Below are 19,389 nucleotides of genomic sequence, written 5' to 3' on the forward strand. Positions count from 1 at the left end.
TTAAGGAGGGGAAATTGGTGAAAGTTCAAAAGATAAAAGTGGATAATAAACCCTATCCACTCTATATACTGTTAAATAAAGAATACCAATTAGTGGAACCAGTTATGAGGTTTGTCAAATACTTAGACAATACTGGGAAATCACCAAATACCATTAAGACATATTGTTATCATTTAAAACTCTATTATGAATTTATGGACCAAAGGGAGATTAGTCTTAATGAAACTAGTTTTGAAGAATTAGCTAATTTTGTGGGGTGGTTAAGGTACCCCACTGTAAATAAAGTAATTGAGATTAAGTTAAAGGATGCTGTTAGGGAAGAGACAACAGTAAATGCTATCTTAAATGCGGTGATGAGCTACATTGAGTATTTAAACAGGATGGGGGAATTTAGAGAGCTAAATGTTTTTAAAGAAGCAAAAGGGAGAAATTTTAAGAGTTTTTTACATCATATAAATAAAGGGAAATATCAAAAAAATGTATTAAAGTTAAGAGCAAAAAAGAAACAGATACAAACTTTAGAATTAGATCAAGTCAAACAGATTTTGGATGCTTGTCGTACTACTAGGGATAAATTAATTATAATGCTTATGTACGAAGGTGGGCTTCGAATTGGTGAAGTATTATCATTGAGACTTGAAGATATTGTTACTTGGGATAATCAAATTTGTTTAACTCCTAGAGATGTAAATGAAAATGGAGCTTATATAAAATTGAGGAAAGCAAGAACGATACATGTAAGTAAAGAATTAATGACTTTATATACAGAATATTTAGTATACGAGTATAGCGAAGAGATTGAGCACGATTATGTTTTTATCTCTTTGAAAAAAAATTTTTATGGAATCCCCCTAAAATACCAAAGTGTTCTTGATCTAATTAGAAGAATAACTAAGAGAACTGGGATAAAGTTTACACCACATGTATTGCGTCATACTCATGCGACAGAATTAATTAGAAATGGTTGGGATGTAGCCTATGTTCAAAAGAGATTAGGGCACGCGAACGTTCAAACTACATTAAATACGTATGTTCATCTTTCAAATCAAGATATGAAGAATGAGTTTAAAAAATATCTTGAGAGAAAGGAAGGAAAGTTATGACTGCTTACCATGGAAGGAGAATTGTTAGTAGTAGTGAAATTAGTAAGAAAATAGCAGAAATGAATAATGAATTACAAGGATTTTGGGCGAAGGATAAATGGGATATTCATCAATGTCCTGAACCTTCAGCTATAGAATTAGCAAAGAGTCCTAAATTAAGAAATCGCTATGTCCATTTTGACCGTGTTCAGAATTTATGGCTAAAAACAGAACTGAAATATTTCTATTACTACCACATAATACAGGGGATTTGGGGAGCTAAAACAGTATGGATAAGAAAAGGTACAGTGATAAGTAAAATGCTAGGATTTTTAGATTTTAAATATCCCAACATTAGCTCAATAACTGAGGTGCCAATCGAAAAAGCAATGAATGAATATAGAACATACCTGATTGAACAAGGGGTTAAGGCTACAACTACTAATTATAAGATTAATGCCAATCAAGAGAAAATAGCTGTGGAAGCTAATTCATATTATGTTACTAATCTAAAGCAGTTTATGGAATTTTATGAGGACTATTATTTTGACGGTGAGGAGTGGGATAAAGATGTTTGGGATAGACGTAAATTATCAATCCCAGAGGATAAAGTTAATCCTACTTCGTATGAATATCTAGTTTCCTTTAAGGATTATCGTAATCCGTATTTTAAAAACCTTGCAAAAAGGTATTGTAAATTAAAGTTGAATACAAATAGTTTTTCCCATGTTACTGATATTGCTCAGAAGCTTAAAGAATTTTTTAATTTTTTAGACATAAATTTTAAAAATATCCAGAGAATCCATCAAGTAACAAGAATAGAGATTGAAGCATATTTAAGTAGAATAAACATAATGGGATTAAAACCTAGTACTATAACTGGAAGAGTTTCTACATTGGAGGGGTTATTTAGTACTCTTTTAAGAGTAGAATGGGGCGATGCCCCTTCAAAGGCATTAATTTATCCAGAGGATTATCCTAAAGTGCCAAATGCAAAACCACGATTTATAGATGAATATATACTAGAACAATTAAACGGTCATCTGGATAAACTTCCGCCTTACATCGCAACGATGACAATGATTATTCAAGAATGTGGGATGAGAGTAAGTGAATTATGTACTTTAAAAAAGGGGTGTTTATTAGAGGACAAAGAAGGAGATTATTTTTTAAAGTACTATCAATGGAAAATGAAAAAGGAGCATGTTGTTCCTATTTCAAAAGAAGTGGCTTTATTAATTAAGGTTCAAGAAAATAAAGTTTCAAAGGATTTTTCTAATAGTGAATATCTATTTCCTAGAAAAGATGGATCACCATTAAAACAAAGTACATTTAGAGATGATTTAAACAAATTGGCTTATGAATGTACGATTGTTGACAGAGAGGGAGCTATTTTTAGGTTTCATGCTCATGCTTTTCGTCATACAGTAGGAACAAGAATGATAAATAATGGAGTTCCCCAACACATTGTGCAGAAATTTTTAGGTCATGAAAGCCCTGAAATGACAAGTAGGTACGCACATATTTTTGACGAAACTCTCAAAGTGGAATTTACGAAATTTAAGGAGAAGTTAGTCACTAATCACGGTGATGTATTAGAATTGAATAATGATAATGAAGTTGATGACATTGACCTTCAATGGTTCAAAAAAAATATAAATGCCCAAGTACTTCCTAATGGCTATTGCAGGTTACCGGTAATAGCGGGATCGTGCCCCCATGCTAATGCATGTTTAGATTGTACACATTTTTGTACTAGTAAACAATTCTTACCACAGCACCAGGAACATTTAAGGCATACAAAGGAGCTATTAGCTATTGCTAAGGACAAACAGTGGCAAAGGCAAATAGAAACTAATAGCCGTGTAAAAGAACGCTTAGAGCAAATAATAGGTAGCTTAAAGGAGTAAGTGATTAATATGGGGAAAAAAGTGCGGAATACCGAGAAAATTGTGTGTTTGGCCAAGCTAAAGGCTACTCAAACTAGAGAAAGTGTAGACAAAGCAATCTCTAAGTTATCACTTGAAGGGAGGATTATAAATTTTAATACTGTAGCTAAAGAAGCAAATGTTTCTAAGTCGTGGCTTTACAAGGAAACAGATATTAGAAAAAGAATTGAATTGCTCCGTAAGCAACAATATAATCACTTAAGCGCTAGACCTGTGACCAAAAAAGGTTCCCGATCTGAAGAAGTATTAATTAAAACTTTAAAAATGAGAATTAAGGAAGTAGAAGAAGAAAATACAAAATTAAAGAATCAAATTCAAAAATTATATGGAGAGTTGTACAATAAAGAATAGTTAAATATAAATATTGTTTTTGCTAATGAGAAAGTAAGGGGGAATTGTAATGTTACAGGAAAGAATTAATGAATTGGAAAGTGGCATTTTAAATCTTGATGGAGATAGAGTTCATGTAACAGGTTTTAAAAGTGAAAAGATGTTAATGTCTTTTCTAAATAATAATAAAAAAAATTGGAGCTTTAAGGGGCTGTATGATATTCATGAAATGAATTTTCATAACATTAAAAATAGCGCTTTAATTATTGTTATGAAGGATGGAAAAGAAATAGGGAAATATCAATATATCTCAGTGTATAAAAGTGTAATTAAATATGATAACCAAGATGGGAAAAGTACTTCCATGACATTTACTATTAGAAAAAGTGTATATAGTAAGCATTATCACTTTTTAAGTGAAAAAATGTCACGAGTTTTTGAAAGTAAAGAATTGATTACAAACTTCTTAAAAGAGGAATTTGGAGCAAGTATAATTTTTTGAGTAAGGGGGGATTAAAACATGGAAAATATGATTTTAGTTGATATTGAGACAGGGGGATTTGATGTAGATTCAGGAATTTTGGAAGTTGCCTTACTTGTTGTAGAGAATGGTAAAATTGTTAAGGAAGTGCATCTAGCTGAGATAGAGGATTTATCTTCTATACATTTGGGTATGGGGAAAGGATACTTGGATATTTCTGAAGATTCAACGAAAAAAGAATCCTTTATTAGTGTATTGGCTCAATATAATTATCCAATTATTGCGCATAACGTATCTTTTGACAGGAAATTTCTGGTTTATTATGGGTGGTTGGATGCTGAGTATGAATGTTATGATTCAATAAGAGCTATTAAATATGCAAATCCTAATTTATTTTCTTATTCTTTGGGATACTTAGTCTCGTTTTATGAATTAGATCAACCACTGAATCATATTGCTTTAGATGATGTAAAAGCGCTTTTTGAAGTTATTAAAAGAGCAAACCCTACGACTTGGATACCTCTATATAAAGTGAAACCGAAACAGTTAAATCATTTTGTTGAATCTATTGCAAAAATAGAAGGAGTAAGCACTATTTTTCAAGCGAAAACAATTGTTTTCACAGGTGCCAGCCCATTTCCCAGAGCGCTTATGAAGGAAATTGCATTGAAGTGCGGGGCAAAGGTAACTGGAAGTGTATCTTCAAAAACAGATTTTTTGATTTGTGGTGAAAATCCTGGAAGTAAATTGGAGAAGGCGCGGGAATTAGATATTGAAGTTCGGACAGATGTCTGGTTTCTGGATGCTGTCTCGGAAGAAATTAACTTAAATACCGTTTCAATTGAAAGGAATCAAATTCCATTTCAAAAGAGTTTTATTGAAAGTTCAAATACATCATTTCAGAAGTTGCCAGAGTTTAAAGATACAACTGTTAATATTGCATGTATGCCAACTAGAATTCAATCTCAAGTAGAACAAATTCTTCTGAATGATATGGAAGTTAGGGGAATAAACAAAGGTGCAAATGGATACAAGGTGGATTTAATTGTTTATGCCGATGGAGGCGACTATGTACTTTTAGAAAAAGCAGAGCAGATGAATATTCAAACAATGCCACTTTCTAAATTTAATAAAATGATTTTGTAAGTTTACATAATCATTATAAAGTTAACATTGTTAGTAATTTTGCTAACAATGGAGTGGGGGTAAAAAATTGTGTGCAATAATTGTAGTTTTAGAATAACGGTTGATTAAAACTCACTTAGAATCGTTTTATTGAAAGATGTAAATTATCGCAGGTTTTTTATAAAAAAATTGTTACAAGGAGAGCATAAGCATGTTTAAAAATATCCTATGTAAAGAAAAAAAAAGTCCCAACCTCGAACCGACTTCAGAGCAGCGATTCTTGTACACGATGGAAATTGCTCATATTTGGTTAGAAAAAGAAAATGATTTATCACAAAAAAACATAATATTAAACTATATGATGGATGTTATCCGAAAAGATTTTAAAACTAGTGTAATAACTACTATTTTTTATAGAGAGGAACACTTTAAAGATTATAATCGTCGAATGTTTTTTCCGATGTCCTATTACAATGAGAATGGTGAGGAGTTGAAAATTCATGATCCATTGAATAAAGAATCCATACATATAAACCTTCAAGATGAATGTGTAATACCAATACCATGGAATCGAAAACGTATGAAAGATGCTGTGAAAGAAATATATAAAAGAGATTTCATCTTCGATCCATATAATCATGAATCTACATACTACACTCCTATAGATGTTTGCCATATTGAAAGCGGAAACCATTCTATCGCGGCTGGAATAGGGCATATGAAAGGGGAAATAATGTCTAAAAAAGTAGACGTAAGTAAAGCTTTTCCTCATTTATTTTCCGATGGAGCATATTGGTATAATGTACACACAAAGGAAAAGTTATATCCTGTATTTGATTACCGCGTTGCTATTCTATTTGAATTAGCTAAATTAAAGAATACTATTAAATAGGAGCTATCTTTACTGAATTACAATGAAATATTATTTGTTTTTAATGTTTCACTGAAAAAGGTTTGATAAAAAATGTATTATAAATACGTATTTTACAGCAAAAGAAAAGGGGATTCGTATTAAAATTTGATATTAAATATCGAATTTTAATACATGATTGTATATTATTTCTAATACGTAATAATAGCCTGTATCTAGAGAAAACTAGTAACCTTAGATACAGGCTTAGTATTTTGGAAAAAGGTTTGATAAAATTAAAAAGAGGTATTCTTATAAAACTTTTTTATGTATTTCATAGTTGTCTATATTATCTTTGATATCGTATGCTGACTGAATATTTCCCTCGACATTGTTAATAAAATCCTCCCATTTAACAGAACGAATATAAGATGCTTCTCCTAAATAAACTTTATTGTCGTCGCTGTGATTATCACAATCGTTAAAAGTGGGAGATTTTACATTAAACATATTCTTTTTGAGTATTGTAAATAAAGTATTAGTCTTTAGAGTTCTACAATTGCAACTTTGACAAGAATTATCCTCAATAAAGTAAGTATAGCTATTATTTTGATCTGGTAATACTATAGCCAGCATTGCATTTGTTCCGCTAACTTTACCGTTTCTTGTTTGTGATTTTAAAGAATATGAAATTTCCCAGGGGATCCACTGGTCTTCTTCATTAGTGAAAATTCCCTTCATATTTGGAGAAATCAAGACAATTGTAAGGGTACTATCAAAAATCTTATCTTTTAATTTGGTCCATATCGTTTCATCCTTGAAATCACTTAAATCATCACCATCAGCTTCACCTTTGTTAATATGATCTTCATCTTTTAATTTCCCTTGAAGTTCATCTACGTAATTCCGTACCGTTGTTGTATAATCCAGGCCTTCTAATGGATATACATCGCTATCCGCGTATTTATATGAGACAAATATTTTTCTCCCCATACTTACCCACTCTCCTTTGTATATTTGTGAAAGATATATTATTTTTTTAGATGTTTAATTATTTTTATAGTAATGTTTATCAATTCTTCTGGCGTTTTGTTTGTATCTCCTAATTGTTCGTATAGACCTTTTAAGTCAGTTATTCCTACATAACCATCGAAGTTTTCCATTACTTTGTTCCATATAGTTAATGAGGCGTCTCCTGTAGCTCCTATAGGTATAGGAATTACGCCTTTTGTAATAGCAATTTCAAATTCTTCAATCATACCATTTGCATCTATCTTTTCTCCGGATGCACCTTTTTTATTTCCAAATATAAATATAGCGATACCCACGGAAGAGAGCATATCATTTCTATATTTAGTCCAAAGTTCTCCTAAAGATAAGTCTCCCGTAGTTTGTTGAGGGAAAGGTCGAGCTTTTAGGCGCTCCTCCACTTTTCTATTTGGGGTTTTGTATAATTCTTCAAGCGCTCCAGAAATAATACAACTACCAATTCCTAATCCGAATCCAGAGACAATATTATAATCGGATTGAATTATAGATTTACTTAAATTTGTACTGAATTGAAGTACTTGTTGTTCTTCCCAATTATCAAAGAAAGTAGCACTTCCGGATATAAAAATGCCACCACGTTTAACAATATCGTGTACTTTTTTTAAGATTTCAGTTATTTGCTGATAGGAATCTACTAATAAAACAGTTATTTTATATCTTTTCAAATCATTTATTCTTAATTGTTGTTTAATTTGTGCATAGTGAAATTCTCCCTCAGACTCATAGTCCTCTCTTTCTATTTGTTTCATAAAACAATAATGAGTTCTGGAATTCTCACCTAATAACAGTCTTATTCTACTAAGAATGTAAGTTAAGTTCGGATCATCGAAACTAAAACCAACAAACAAGAAAGTTTTAGATACTAAGTCACCTTGTAACGCCGTACTATATAATTGACGTGTAATATTATAGCCTTCATAATCATCTTTAGTTAAAACTGCTTGATGAGGTAAGGAGCTGTCACCATGCATTTTATATATAACAGCATCAGTTTTAGGAGTTGTATGAGCAAGGTTTTCAGGAACTATCTTAGTATCCACTTTTTTTCCCATGTTTTTTAAAGTGGTTTCAATTAAGGAATCATAGTTGGTGGTCCAGTACGTAGAAATCGGTAAATCTGCAAGTAGTGTATGATTTTCTGTTGTTTGGACTCCTTTGGTAAACTCTTCTATTAGTATTTGATTGATTTTTCCTCTACCATCAAATTCATTAACGTGATATTGGGCTAAAGCTACTAAATCTGTTTCTAAATCTACATTTAACCCTAAATCATCAGCAAGTTCGCGCATTAATTCTTTCCAATTCACATGCCCTGCTGGCTGAGATAAGCCAGCTCCAGCAAATACAGCTGCATTTGAACCTTCAATGGCTTTTACATAAGTTCTTATAAATTCCTTGATTTTTGGTGAATACAATTACTTCATCTCCTTAAATGATATAAATACATCTTTACAAAGGTTAGTCTTAAGAAAGATATTGATCGTTAGCACAGATGCTGTATTCATGGATGTGGCTTTGATTTTTGTAGATAAATAACTTCCTTTTTATAACTTTAAAATAAGTTTTGATTAAAAGGCAACTATTATTAGTCCTAGCATGAAAAACTATTTTCTTTTATCTATAGCAAAACTGTTTTGAATAAAAATCCGGTATATATATAGATGACTTTACCAAAACTTTATTAGAAGTGGATATTTTCGAGGGATTTTAGTGGTTGAATTTTTCGAATAATATTTTTGATGAAAATATAGCTTGCCAATGTATATTTAAATGGAAGTAAGATATATAGGAGAATTTAATGATTGCCCACGTTAAATACATATACTCAACGTAAGGACATTGATTTTAATAATTATTTCGAAATTTACTATTGATAAGACCCAACGCCGAGCCGTGAAGATATTGAAGTAACAAAACGCTTAGTAGAATGCGGTCAGATTATCGGAATTGAAGTGCTTGATCATATTATAATAGGTGACCATAAATTCGTGAGTTTAAAGGAAAAAGGTCATATTTAAGACTATGCTTTTTACTTATTTTGTTTTATAATGTGATTTATGAGTTTTTTGTAGAAATTTATCTACAAAAAGGATAAAGATATAAAAAACGTACTGTTTTTATAATATAAAGTAAGAAAAAATGAGTCCGTGAAAACAAGAAAGGAAGATAAATAATATGTTTGGATTTGGTGGATTTACTCGCGATCTTGGAATAGACTTAGGAACTGCGAACACGCTTGTATATGTAAAAGGAAAAGGTGTAGTTTTACGTGAACCTTCAGTAGTTGCGTTACAAACTGATACGAAACAAATCGTTGCTGTAGGTAGCGATGCAAAACAAATGATTGGTCGTACACCAGGGAACGTTGTGGCACTTCGCCCGATGAAAGACGGTGTAATTGCTGATTATGAAACAACTGCAACAATGATGAAATATTACATTCAACAAGCTCAAAAATCAAACGGTTTCTTCTCACGTAAGCCGTATGTAATGGTATGTGTACCATCTGGTATTACAGCTGTAGAAAGACGTGCAGTAATCGATGCGACTCGTCAAGCGGGTGCTCGTGATGCTTATCCTATCGAAGAGCCATTTGCAGCAGCAATTGGTGCAAACTTACCTGTTTGGGAACCAACTGGTAGTATGGTTGTTGATATCGGTGGTGGTACAACAGAAGTTGCAATTATTTCTTTAGGTGGTATTGTAACAAGCCAGTCAGTTCGTGTTGCTGGTGATGATATGGATGATTCAATCATTCAGTACATTAAGAAAAGCTATAACTTAATGATTGGTGAAAGAACAGCTGAAGCATTAAAATTAGAAATTGGTTCTGCAGGCGAGCCAGAAGGTATCGAGCCTATGGAAATTCGCGGTCGTGATTTAGTAAGTGGTTTACCAAAAACAGTACTAATTCAGCCAGAAGAAATTGCAGATGCATTAAAAGATACAGTAGATGCGATTGTAGAATCAGTTAAAAATACGTTAGAAAAAACGCCACCTGAATTAGCGGCTGATATTATGGACCGCGGTATCGTATTAACAGGCGGCGGGGCATTACTACGTAATTTAGATAAAGTAATTAGTGAAGAAACGAAAATGCCAGTTCTTGTTGCAGAAGATCCATTAGATTGCGTAGCAATTGGAACAGGTAAAGCATTAGACAATATCGATCTTTTCAAAACTGCTGCTCGATAATATTGCAAAATAAAAATCAGTGAAATTAAGAGGGTGTGAACGTGCCACAGTTTTTCTTAAACAAAAGATTAATTGTTTTGTTGGTTAGTATTATTCTTCTCGTGGCATTGATTGGAATCTCATTGAAAGAACGGAACAGTTTAACATGGCCAGAGCAGTTTGTTAAAGACACTGTCGGTGTTGTAGAACGTGTATTCCAAAAGCCAGCGAAATACGTAGCTGGATTCTTCGAAAATGTAGAAGATGTAAAGCGCACGTATGAAGAGAATAAAGAATTAAAAGCAAAATTAGATAATTATGCAGGTCTATCAGGGAAAGTAAAACAACTAGAAGATGATAACAAGAAGCTACAAGAGCTAACTGGTAAAAAAGAGTTAAATAGCGGGTATACTGAAATTCCAGCTACTGTTGTTTCTCGTAATCCAGATAAATGGTACGATTTAATTGGAATTGATAAAGGGGCACAGCAAGGAATTAAAAAAGATATGGCTGTAGTAACTTCACAAGGGTTAGTTGGAAGAGTGAAAAGTGTATCTCAGTTTACATCATCAGTAGAATTACTAAGTTCTATGAGCCGAACAAATCGCGTTTCTGCTATTGTACAAGGGCAAGAGAAAATCTTTGGTTTGATTGAAGGTTATGACAAAGAAAAACAATTACTTCTTTTCACAAAGATTGGCTCTGATGCACCGGTAGAAAAAGATCAACTAGTTGTAACATCTGGACTTGGTGATATTTTCCCGAAAGGTCTTGTAATTGGAAAAATCGTTGATGTTCAGCCGGATGCATATGGCTTAACAAAAACAGCTTATGTAAAACCTGCCGCTGATTTAAATGACGTAGAGCATATTACGGTTGCTAAACGTGCAACACCTTCAGCGCCATTAGAATAGGAGGAGAAGAAGAGATGATGAAGATATTAAAAAGAGCAGCTCTTCCTCTTTTGCTCCTTTTTGTGTTTCTATTTGAAAATATGTTTGCTACTGTTGTTCCAACGGATGTGTTTTGGAAAGACAGTATAGCAGCACCGCATTTCTTTATAATCGTCTTATGTTTTATTACAGTGTATTATAGTCCGGTCCAAGGGATTTATTACGGACTATTATTTGGCTTCTTATTTGATACCGTATACACAGAACTTGTCGGGATATATATTTTTGCTTATCCGATTTTAGCTTATTTAGTTTATAGTGTGATGAAAGTATTACAATTGAATTTATTTATTGTTGTTTCTATCATATTAGCTAGCATTGTAGCACTAGAGTATTATGTGTATGGATTCTTAACTTTGTTAGGACGTACTCATATGCCAGCGCATGTCTTTTTCACAGATCGTCTCCTTTCTACTTTATTGTTAAATGCTATTTTCTTATTGATAGTTTGTTTCCCACTGAGACGATATATAGTGCGTCTTTCAAAAGCGATGGAAGAAAAAGAAAAAAGGATTTTCTAATTTTATGTCGAATTGAATCGGTGGGGTGAACTTTAGTGGAAGAAAAAAAGCAACAAAATGTAACGATAAAAGGGACAAAAGATGGGATAACGCTTCATTTAGATGATTGTTGTTCATTCTCAGAATTATTGATGGAATTAGACGAAAAACTTTCTACACATTACTACGATGGTGATGGGCGCTCTTTAATTGAAGTGCATGTGAAAGTAGGAAATCGTTATTTAACAGAAGTCCAACAAGAAGAGATTCGTACGTTAATTCGTAATAAAAAGAATCTTGTTGTGGATTCAATTGAAAGTGATGTTATCACTAAAGCAGAAGCAATAGCTTGGAAAGAAGAAACAGAAATTGTCCCTATTTCCAAAATTGTTCGCTCTGGACAAGTTTTACATGTAAAAGGAAATTTGTTGTTAATTGGAGATGTTAATCCAGGCGGAACGGTTATCGCTGGGGGGAATATTTTTGTCGTAGGATCATTAAGAGGAATTGCACATGCTGGGTATTATGGGGATTCAGATGCTGTAATCGCTGCATCTGTTATGAACCCGATGCAACTTCGAATTAGTGATGTGGCAATGCGGGCTCCGGAAGAGAAAGAAGACGGAGCGGAGGCGGCAGAATGTGCGTATATTAATGAGAACAATCACATTGTTGTCGATCGCCTGCAACTTCTCACTCATCTTAGACCTAATTTAACAAAGTTAGAAAGGGGAATTGTATAGCTGTGGGAGAGGCAATAGTAATTACATCTGGAAAAGGCGGAGTAGGTAAAACTACTACATCTGCGAACATTGGTACGGCCCTAGCGTTATCTGGAAAGAAAGTGTGCTTAATTGACACAGATATCGGTCTTCGAAATTTAGACGTAGTAATGGGGCTGGAAAATCGTATTGTATTTGATCTTGTTGATGTCGTTGAAGGGCGTTGCCGTTTACCTCAGGCTCTTATTAAAGACAAACGTTTTGATGATCTTTATTTATTACCTGCAGCACAAACGAGTGATAAATCAGCGGTAACACCTGAACAAATGGATGAATTAATACAAGTATTACGTCAAGATTATGATTACATATTAATCGATTGTCCTGCGGGGATTGAGCAGGGATTTAAAAATGCGGTAGCTGGTGCGGATAAAGCAATCGTTGTTACGACTCCAGAAGTATCCTCAATGCGCGATGCGGATCGTATTATTGGGCTTTTAGAAAAAGAGGATATTGAACCACCGAAACTTGTTATTAACCGTGTACGTAGTCATATGCTTCATGAACAGGATATGTTAGATGTTGATGAAATTGTACGTACATTGTCAATTGAGCTTCTTGGTGTTGTCGAAGATGACGATGAAGTTATTCGAGCTACAAATACAGGTGAACCTGTGGCGTTGCAACCAAGCGGAAAAGCAGCGTTGGCTTATCGTAATATTGCAAGACGCTTGTTAGGTGAGAATGTACCATTACAAGCATTTGAACAAGAAAAGGTATCGGTATTTGCAAAGGTGAAAAACTTCTTTGGAATCCGTTAAGAGCACTTCGCACATATGCGAGGTGCTTTCTTTTTTCTTCACACGAATATCTTTCTTTCTTAGCTCATACATATGTACAAACTGTATACAACTGTTTCTATTGAAATTAGCTTAACGAAAGAAAGGAGACAGTATGAAGAATAGACGCGTAGAAGAAATTAAAAAGCGGATTGCAAAAAGGAAGGCCGAGCAAGAAAGGATGGAGGAAGAACAGTATTTTACCGGAGGGAATTTTGATAGCGAAACAGTAGTTATTGAAGATGGAGAAAAGGAAATGCATCCTTTATTTCGAAAGGAAGTCTTTTTCTTCAAAGTTTTATTATCGGCAATATTAGTTCTTTCGGTTGCTATTTTATATAAGAATGCTCCTTCTTCATTCAATGGAGCTAAAGCTGTTACAGAAAAAGTGATGAAAGAGGAATTTCAGTTTGCTACTGTAGCGAAATGGTACGAAAAGCAATTTGGAAAACCGCTCGTATTCTATTCGCCAAACGAGAAAAAAGAAGGAAGTATTCAGCAAAAAGATTATGCAATTCCCGCTTCTGGAAAGGTAATGCAAGGGTTTCAAAAAAATGGCCAAGGTGTATTTGTCCAAACAGCTACAAATGCAACGGTTGAGTCAGTGAATGAAGGATTAGTTGTTTTTGCGGGTAAGAAAGAGGAACTTGGAAATACAGTTCAAATTCAACATGCAGATGGTACGGAGTCATGGTATGCAAACTTAAACGATATGTCAGTGAAATTATATGATTACGTTTCAAAGAAACAAAAAATTGGAACGGTGAGTAATGATACAAATGATAAAAATGGAAAGTTTTATTTCGCGATAAAAAAGAATGAAAAATTTATTGATCCGATCCAGGTGATATCATTTGATTAAATATAGAGACGTTTTGACGAAAATTTCCGTGCATCCATTATTTTGGGTTATTATTGTCATTGGTATTTTCACTGCACGTTTTAAAGAGTTACTACTGTTATTTTGTATCGTTCTTATTCATGAACTTGGGCATGCTATTGCAGCAGCACACTATAATTGGCGTATAAAAAGAATTCAGCTTTTGCCGTTTGGTGGCGTGGCCGAGCTTGAGGAACATGGTAATAAGTCGTTGAAAGAGGAACTTGTTGTCGTAATTGCAGGGCCGATTCAACATGTTTGGATGATGCTGGTAGGTTATATGTTGTTTGAAGCCGGTTGGTTGAATGCAGATTTATATTATTTCTTTATGTGGAATAATATAATTATTTTAGCGTTTAATTTACTCCCTATTTGGCCGTTAGATGGCGGGAAAGTATTGTTTAATATACTATCATATCGTTTTCCTTATTTACAAGCACATGAAAAGATGATGAAATTGTCATGTGTTTTTTTTGGTGTAATATTAGGATGGCAGTTGCTCTGGAATAGTAACAATATTATGATGTGGGTACTACTCATATTTTTGGCAGTGTCGTTATATCAAGAGTGGAAACAAAGACGGTATGCATTTATGCGTTTTTTATTAGAACGTTATTATGGAAATAAAAGAGGGATTGAAAAGATTGCACCTATTGAAGTGCAATCAGAAGATCATTTATATAAGATATTCACAAAATTTCGTAGAGGATATAAGCATTCTATTATCGTCCGTGGAAAATATAAAGAGCATTACACATTGGATGAAAATGAATTGCTCTATGCATATTTTACTGAAAAACGAACAACCTCATCAGTTGAAGAATTAATCGGTTAGTGTTGACGATAGCACTAACCTTTTATTATTGTAAAAGCAAAGAAGATTATAAAGTGAGGAAATAATTTTGAAAACGTTATATGTGAATTACGCTGGTTCGGAAAAGCGCGTTGCAATTGAAGAGAAGAAAAAGATTGTTGAGTTTTTATGGAAACGTAATGAAGAGCAAGAGATTGTTGGGCATATTTATGTTGGACGTATCGTAAGAACAATTGCTGGAATGAACGCAGCTTTTGTAAATATAGGTTTAGAAAAACATGCGTATCTTTCATACGATGATGTACCACCTTCTTATCGTATACATGAAGGGCAAGCGATACTCGTACAGGTTGTGAAAGAGGCAATTGATACGAAAGGGCCTAAATTGACAGCGAATATAGAATTTACCGGGAAATATGTCGTTTATATGCCGTTTGATGAGATGCGAGCTGTTTCTCGGAAAATAAAAAATAATAAAAGAAGACAACAGTTACTTGAAATTGAAGTAGAAGGAACGGGAGGTTACATTTTCCGCTCTGCTTCTGAAAAAGGGGAAATTGAAGAAATACAAGCTGAAATGCAAGGGTTACAACAGTTGTATGAAGAGTTAAAAAGAAAAGAGGATCAAGGAAAGGCGCCGTTATTACTTCATCGACCGGCGACCTTTTTAGATCGTGTATTTCAAGAGAATCCAATTGAAACAATTGAAAAAGTAGTTGTAGATACAAGAAGTATAGTAAAAGAGTTAGAAGACAAAGTTGGAAAAGAAAAAGTATCTTTTTATAATGAAAAGTCTTCGATGTTTAACCATTTTGGAATAGAGCGTGAAATTGAGAAAGCACTCCAAAAAATTGTGTGGCTTCCAAATGGTGCTTATTTAATTGTAGAGCAAATGGAGACGATGACTGTAATTGATGTGAATACGGGCAAGTTTACTGGAAAACAAAATTTACAAGATACAGTACTTCGCACAAATGAGATGGCAGCTGAAGAAATTGCACGCCAATTAAGACTTCGTGATATTGGTGGTATGATATTAATTGATTTTATTAATATGAAAAAAAGAGAAGATAAAGAAAAGGTAAGAGAATGTCTCATAGCTGCTATGAAAGATGATCGTACTTATACAAGAGTACTTGGATTTACTGAGTTAGGAATTTTGGAGATGACACGAAAACGTAAAAAACATTCTTTACGTGACGTATTACTAGAAGAGTGTGTATCTTGCAAAGCGACGGGTTATGTAATGTCGTATGAAACAATTGCGTATGAGCTAGAGAGAGAATTAATCACATATGGCAACATAGAGGATGAGGCAGTATTAATCGCTGCGCCTAAAGAACTGCAAAAACAATTTTTGCAAAAAGAATTACAAAAAAATATTCCATTTGAAATTTATTTCAAAGATGATATTATCGAAAAGTACGCTATTATCCGTTTTGGAAGTAAAAAAGAAATTGTAGAACGGAAAAAATAGTTAGTAGAAGATTCATTGACAATACTCAATGAATTATGGTAACATCTTTATGTTATAGTTTATAGCACCTAAACGGCTATATGCTACAACCGCACAAGACAGGTTCCCTAAAGGCATTTATGTCTACCTCGTTTTTGGCGAGTCTTAGTAATTAAGAGGAGGTGCAAGTATGTACGCAATTATCGAAACAGGTGGAAAACAAATTAAAGTTGAAGCTGGTCAAGCAATCTACATTGAAAAATTAGATGTTGAAGCTGGTGAAACTGTTACTTTTGACAAAGTTCTTTTCGTTGGTGGCGAAAACGTTAAAGTTGGTAGCCCAGTTGTAGAAGGTGCAACAGTTACTGCGAAAGTTGAAAAACAAGGTCGCGCTAAGAAAATCATCGTTTTCAAATACAAAGCGAAAAAGAACAATCGTAAGAAACAAGGTCATCGTCAACCTTACACTAAGCTAGTTGTTGAAGCTATCAACGCTTAATTCTGGTTAACATGATTAAAATTACGATAAGTCGCACGAAATTAGGAAGTATCCAATCATTTAAAATGACTGGACATGCCGATTATGCGCCACATGGACAAGACCTTGTCTGTGCTGGAACTACAGCGGTTGTGTTTGGTTCTATAAATGCAGTGGAAGAACTTTGTAATGTGCAGGCAACTATTGAACTCGGAAGTGATGGCGGATTCTTAACGTATGAATTGCCTAATGATTTAGACGTTCATACAGCAGAAAAAGCACAGATACTTTTAGAAGGATTGGTTGTTTCGCTTAAGACGATCGAACTTGATTACGGAAAGTATATCCGTTTAATAGAAAAAGTGCAGGAGGTGTAACGTATGTTAAGATTAGATCTTCAGTTTTTCGCATCTAAGAAAGGTGTAGGTAGTACAAAGAACGGTCGTGACTCTCAGTCAAAACGTCTTGGTGCTAAACGCGCAGATGGTCAAACGGTTTCAGGTGGTTCAATTCTTTACCGTCAACGCGGTACAAAAATTTATCCAGGTGTTAACGTTGGTCGTGGTGGCGATGACACTTTATACGCGAAAGTTGACGGCGTAGTACGCTTTGAGCGTCTTGGCCGTGACCGCAAACAAGTGAGCGTATATCCTGTTGCTCAAGAAGCATAAGAACTCACGGAAAACTCTAACCTGAGTGCAGGTTAGAGTTTTTCTATATTAAGGGGTATCTAAATGAATGAAAAATGGACAATTATAGATGCATTGCGCCATTCAAGACATGATTGGCTCAATCGTATGCAGATGGTGAAAGGAAACCTTTCACTTGGAAAAGTGGAAGAAATTCATAGTCTCATCGATCGTTTTGTCCAAGAAGCGAGACAAGAATCCAATCTGATGGGGCTATCAATGCCTTTATTTTCAGAGTGGATTTTAACATATAATTGGAAACAGCAGCCGTGCTTATTGGAGTACGAAGTATTAGGGAAATTACATAACTTATCTCACTTAGATGAGACTGTATGTACATGGACGAATCAATTTTTCTCAATGCTTCAGCATAGTTTAGACGTATATGTTGAAAATTATGTTTGTATCACAATTGAATGTGACGCGGAGAATGCTCGTTTCTTTTTTGATTTTCGTGGTAAGCTAACGAGTGTAGAAGAACTACAGAATTGGCTTGCGACCCAAAACAATAAATGGTATTCCATTTCTTATACAGTGCGAGACGAAGAAGTCTCAGTTATATTACAACCAATTGAAAAAAGTGTGGTGAAATAATGTTTGTAGATCAGGTCAAGATATATGTAAAAGGCGGCGACGGTGGTAACGGTATGGTTGCGTATCGTCGTGAGAAGTATGTTCCTAAAGGTGGCCCAGCAGGTGGCGACGGCGGTAAAGGTGCAGATGTTGTTTTCGTAGTTGAGGAAGGCTTACGTACATTAATGGACTTCCGCTACCAACGTCATTTCAAAGCTGATCGCGGTCAGCACGGAATGAGTAAAGGTCAGCACGGGCGTAAATCTGAAGATTTACTTGTAAAGGTTCCGCCAGGAACAGTAGTAAAAGATGAAAAAACTGGTCAAATTCTTGCCGATTTAGTAACGCATGGACAAACTGCTGTAATTGCAAAAGGTGGCCGTGGTGGCCGTGGTAACTCACGTTTCGCAACAGCTACGAACCCAGCGCCAGAAATCGCTGAGAACGGGGAACCAGGTCAAGAGCGTGATGTCATTCTAGAACTTAAAGTACTAGCAGACGTTGGACTTGTTGGATTCCCAAGTGTAGGTAAATCTACATTATTATCTGTTGTATCATCAGCGCGTCCGAAAATTGCAGAGTATCACTTCACAACAATCGTTCCGAATCTTGGTGTTGTTGAAACTGGTGATAACCGCAGCTTCGTTATGGCTGACCTTCCAGGACTAATTGAAGGCGCACATGCTGGCGTCGGACTTGGACACCAATTCTTACGTCATATTGAGCGTACACGTGTAATCGTGCATGTTATTGATATGTCTGGTTTAGAAGGCCGTGATCCATATGAAGATTACGTAACGATTAATAATGAATTAAAAGAATACAATCTTCGCTTAACTGAGCGTCCACAAGTTGTTGTTGCAAACAAAATGGATATGCCAGATGCAGAAGAAAACTTACAAGCATTTAAAGAGAAAGTGGGAGACGAAGTAAAAATTTTCCCAATCTCAGCTGTAACAAGACAAGGTGTTCGTGACTTACTGTTTGAAGTAGCAAACTTAATAGAAACAACACCAGAATTCCCAATACATGAAGTTGCGGATGAGTCTGATACAAGTGTAATGTACAAATTTGATACTGAAGGTGTTAAATTTGAAATTACACGTGAAAGTGATGGCACGTTTGTTATCTCTGGTTACGATATCGAGAAAACATTCAAGATGACAGACTTCTCACGTGATGAATCTATACGTCGTTTCGCTCGTCAAATGCGCGGAATGGGTATTGATGAAGCGCTTCGTGCACGTGGTGCAAAAGACGGAGATATTGTGAAAATTCTTGAATATGAATTTGAATTTATCGATTAAGACTGCCGAAATACGGCAGTCTTTTTTTTATATCGTAAAAACCGGATTTATATAGGAAAAAATCCCCACTAATTAAATTTTCAATTTATAATGGAAAAAGGAGTAAATGTAGAAGAATTCTTTTATGGGGAGAAAAA

General features: G+C 34.5%; 21 protein-coding genes, 1 pseudogene and 1 other annotated feature. Of the genes and pseudogenes, 20 read left to right on the top strand and 2 right to left on the bottom strand.

What is annotated here, in order from left to right:
* Positions 1-17 precede the first annotated feature (17 nt).
* From IBT51_RS17665 to IBT51_RS17690, 6 genes are all read left to right on the top strand, one after another.
* Entirely contained in the window at positions 18-1,103 is a 1,086-nt protein-coding gene (locus IBT51_RS17665) for a tyrosine-type recombinase/integrase (RefSeq protein WP_200458513.1), read from the top strand.
* On the top strand, positions 1,100-2,992 hold the full coding sequence (locus tag IBT51_RS17670; protein ID WP_200458514.1) for a tyrosine-type recombinase/integrase: 1,893 nt from the start codon (positions 1,100-1,102) through the stop codon (positions 2,990-2,992). The genes IBT51_RS17665 and IBT51_RS17670 overlap by 4 nt, the downstream gene beginning before the upstream one ends.
* A 9-nt stretch (positions 2,993-3,001) precedes the next feature.
* Positions 3,002-3,382 carry a DUF6262 family protein gene (locus tag IBT51_RS17675; RefSeq protein WP_200458515.1) on the top strand — a complete coding sequence of 127 codons (381 nt, stop codon included), beginning with the start codon at positions 3,002-3,004 and terminating at the stop codon, positions 3,380-3,382.
* Positions 3,383-3,431: 49 nt separating this feature from the next.
* Positions 3,432-3,863, top strand: coding sequence for a hypothetical protein (locus IBT51_RS17680; RefSeq protein ID WP_200458516.1), 432 nt, complete (start codon positions 3,432-3,434; stop codon positions 3,861-3,863).
* Between the two features lie 18 nt (positions 3,864-3,881).
* Positions 3,882-4,988 carry a 3'-5' exonuclease gene (locus tag IBT51_RS17685; protein ID WP_200458517.1) on the top strand — a complete coding sequence of 369 codons (1,107 nt, stop codon included), beginning with the start codon at positions 3,882-3,884 and terminating at the stop codon, positions 4,986-4,988.
* Positions 4,989-5,178: 190 nt separating this feature from the next.
* A complete protein-coding gene (locus IBT51_RS17690; RefSeq protein WP_200458518.1) occupies positions 5,179-5,859 on the top strand; it encodes a DUF6710 family protein in 681 nt (226 codons plus the stop codon).
* A gap of 270 nt (positions 5,860-6,129) precedes the next feature.
* Here IBT51_RS17690 and IBT51_RS17695 read toward each other — a convergent pair whose 3' ends face one another.
* The gene (locus IBT51_RS17695; RefSeq protein WP_200458519.1) at positions 6,130-6,810 is read right to left on the bottom strand and encodes a TIR domain-containing protein; all 681 of its coding nucleotides are present in this window, start codon (positions 6,808-6,810) and stop codon (positions 6,130-6,132) included.
* 38 nt (positions 6,811-6,848) lie between these two features.
* Positions 6,849-8,282: an SIR2 family protein gene (locus IBT51_RS17700; RefSeq protein ID WP_200458520.1), complete on the bottom strand. Its 1,434-nt coding sequence runs from the start codon at positions 8,280-8,282 to the stop codon at positions 6,849-6,851.
* A gap of 462 nt (positions 8,283-8,744) precedes the next feature.
* On the opposite strand from IBT51_RS17700, the pseudogene IBT51_RS17705 reads away from it, so the two are divergent.
* From IBT51_RS17705 to obgE, 14 genes and pseudogenes are all read left to right on the top strand, one after another.
* Positions 8,745-8,885, top strand: a pseudogene (locus IBT51_RS17705) (JAB domain-containing protein); the annotation flags it as partial.
* Positions 8,886-9,042: 157 nt separating this feature from the next.
* Positions 9,043-10,062: a cell shape-determining protein MreB gene (gene mreB / locus IBT51_RS17710; protein WP_000466736.1), complete on the top strand. Its 1,020-nt coding sequence runs from the start codon at positions 9,043-9,045 to the stop codon at positions 10,060-10,062.
* A gap of 41 nt (positions 10,063-10,103) precedes the next feature.
* Positions 10,104-10,955, top strand: coding sequence for a rod shape-determining protein MreC (gene mreC / locus IBT51_RS17715; RefSeq protein ID WP_001135487.1), 852 nt, complete (start codon positions 10,104-10,106; stop codon positions 10,953-10,955).
* Positions 10,956-10,969: 14 nt separating this feature from the next.
* The gene (gene mreD, locus IBT51_RS17720) at positions 10,970-11,515 is read left to right on the top strand and encodes a rod shape-determining protein MreD (RefSeq protein WP_000975765.1); all 546 of its coding nucleotides are present in this window, start codon (positions 10,970-10,972) and stop codon (positions 11,513-11,515) included.
* Positions 11,516-11,550: 35 nt separating this feature from the next.
* Positions 11,551-12,237 carry a septum site-determining protein MinC gene (gene minC, locus IBT51_RS17725; RefSeq protein WP_000391521.1) on the top strand — a complete coding sequence of 229 codons (687 nt, stop codon included), beginning with the start codon at positions 11,551-11,553 and terminating at the stop codon, positions 12,235-12,237.
* 2 nt (positions 12,238-12,239) lie between these two features.
* A complete protein-coding gene (minD, locus tag IBT51_RS17730; protein WP_000503309.1) occupies positions 12,240-13,037 on the top strand; it encodes a septum site-determining protein MinD in 798 nt (265 codons plus the stop codon).
* Positions 13,038-13,170: 133 nt separating this feature from the next.
* Positions 13,171-13,917 carry a stage IV sporulation protein SpoIVFA gene (spoIVFA, locus tag IBT51_RS17735; RefSeq protein ID WP_000797475.1) on the top strand — a complete coding sequence of 249 codons (747 nt, stop codon included), beginning with the start codon at positions 13,171-13,173 and terminating at the stop codon, positions 13,915-13,917.
* The gene (gene spoIVFB, locus IBT51_RS17740) at positions 13,910-14,770 is read left to right on the top strand and encodes a stage IV sporulation intramembrane metalloprotease SpoIVFB (RefSeq protein ID WP_000599064.1); all 861 of its coding nucleotides are present in this window, start codon (positions 13,910-13,912) and stop codon (positions 14,768-14,770) included. The genes spoIVFA and spoIVFB overlap by 8 nt, the downstream gene beginning before the upstream one ends.
* A gap of 67 nt (positions 14,771-14,837) precedes the next feature.
* Positions 14,838-16,226: an Rne/Rng family ribonuclease gene (locus IBT51_RS17745; RefSeq protein ID WP_016512286.1), complete on the top strand. Its 1,389-nt coding sequence runs from the start codon at positions 14,838-14,840 to the stop codon at positions 16,224-16,226.
* A 77-nt stretch (positions 16,227-16,303) separates the two neighbouring features.
* Positions 16,304-16,381: a sequence feature (ribosomal protein L21 leader region), on the top strand.
* Positions 16,382-16,395: 14 nt separating this feature from the next.
* Complete coding sequence (gene rplU / locus IBT51_RS17750; RefSeq protein WP_000270907.1) at positions 16,396-16,704, top strand: 50S ribosomal protein L21; 309 nt, start codon at positions 16,396-16,398, stop codon at positions 16,702-16,704.
* Between the two features lie 11 nt (positions 16,705-16,715).
* Complete coding sequence (locus IBT51_RS17755; protein ID WP_001993153.1) at positions 16,716-17,060, top strand: ribosomal-processing cysteine protease Prp; 345 nt, start codon at positions 16,716-16,718, stop codon at positions 17,058-17,060.
* A gap of 3 nt (positions 17,061-17,063) precedes the next feature.
* Positions 17,064-17,354 (top strand): 50S ribosomal protein L27, encoded by a 291-nt coding sequence (gene rpmA, locus IBT51_RS17760; RefSeq protein WP_000944957.1) that lies wholly within the window; start codon positions 17,064-17,066, stop codon positions 17,352-17,354.
* Between the two features lie 63 nt (positions 17,355-17,417).
* Positions 17,418-17,966 carry a sporulation initiation phosphotransferase B gene (locus IBT51_RS17765; RefSeq protein ID WP_001003587.1) on the top strand — a complete coding sequence of 183 codons (549 nt, stop codon included), beginning with the start codon at positions 17,418-17,420 and terminating at the stop codon, positions 17,964-17,966.
* Positions 17,966-19,252 carry a GTPase ObgE gene (obgE, locus tag IBT51_RS17770; protein WP_000497127.1) on the top strand — a complete coding sequence of 429 codons (1,287 nt, stop codon included), beginning with the start codon at positions 17,966-17,968 and terminating at the stop codon, positions 19,250-19,252. The genes IBT51_RS17765 and obgE overlap by 1 nt, the downstream gene beginning before the upstream one ends.
* The last annotated feature ends 137 nt before the right edge of the window (positions 19,253-19,389 follow it).

Origin of the sequence: Bacillus sp. S71 (assembly GCF_016625265.1) — a bacterium.
Taxonomy (GTDB): domain Bacteria; phylum Bacillota; class Bacilli; order Bacillales; family Bacillaceae_G; genus Bacillus_A; species Bacillus_A cereus.

Coding starts and splice junctions, on each gene's coding strand:
- mreD (WP_000975765.1), top strand. CDS start 10,970: ATGATGAAGATATTAAAAAGAGCAGCTCTTCCTCTTTTGCTCCTTTTT.
- rpmA (WP_000944957.1), top strand. CDS start 17,064: ATGTTAAGATTAGATCTTCAGTTTTTCGCATCTAAGAAAGGTGTAGGT.
- IBT51_RS17685 (WP_200458517.1), top strand. CDS start 3,882: ATGGAAAATATGATTTTAGTTGATATTGAGACAGGGGGATTTGATGTA.
- spoIVFA (WP_000797475.1), top strand. CDS start 13,171: ATGAAGAATAGACGCGTAGAAGAAATTAAAAAGCGGATTGCAAAAAGG.
- IBT51_RS17755 (WP_001993153.1), top strand. CDS start 16,716: ATGATTAAAATTACGATAAGTCGCACGAAATTAGGAAGTATCCAATCA.
- IBT51_RS17680 (WP_200458516.1), top strand. CDS start 3,432: ATGTTACAGGAAAGAATTAATGAATTGGAAAGTGGCATTTTAAATCTT.
- obgE (WP_000497127.1), top strand. CDS start 17,966: ATGTTTGTAGATCAGGTCAAGATATATGTAAAAGGCGGCGACGGTGGT.
- IBT51_RS17690 (WP_200458518.1), top strand. CDS start 5,179: ATGTTTAAAAATATCCTATGTAAAGAAAAAAAAAGTCCCAACCTCGAA.
- IBT51_RS17695 (WP_200458519.1), bottom strand. CDS start 6,810: ATGGGGAGAAAAATATTTGTCTCATATAAATACGCGGATAGCGATGTA.
- rplU (WP_000270907.1), top strand. CDS start 16,396: ATGTACGCAATTATCGAAACAGGTGGAAAACAAATTAAAGTTGAAGCT.
- IBT51_RS17670 (WP_200458514.1), top strand. CDS start 1,100: ATGACTGCTTACCATGGAAGGAGAATTGTTAGTAGTAGTGAAATTAGT.
- IBT51_RS17765 (WP_001003587.1), top strand. CDS start 17,418: ATGAATGAAAAATGGACAATTATAGATGCATTGCGCCATTCAAGACAT.
- mreB (WP_000466736.1), top strand. CDS start 9,043: ATGTTTGGATTTGGTGGATTTACTCGCGATCTTGGAATAGACTTAGGA.
- IBT51_RS17675 (WP_200458515.1), top strand. CDS start 3,002: ATGGGGAAAAAAGTGCGGAATACCGAGAAAATTGTGTGTTTGGCCAAG.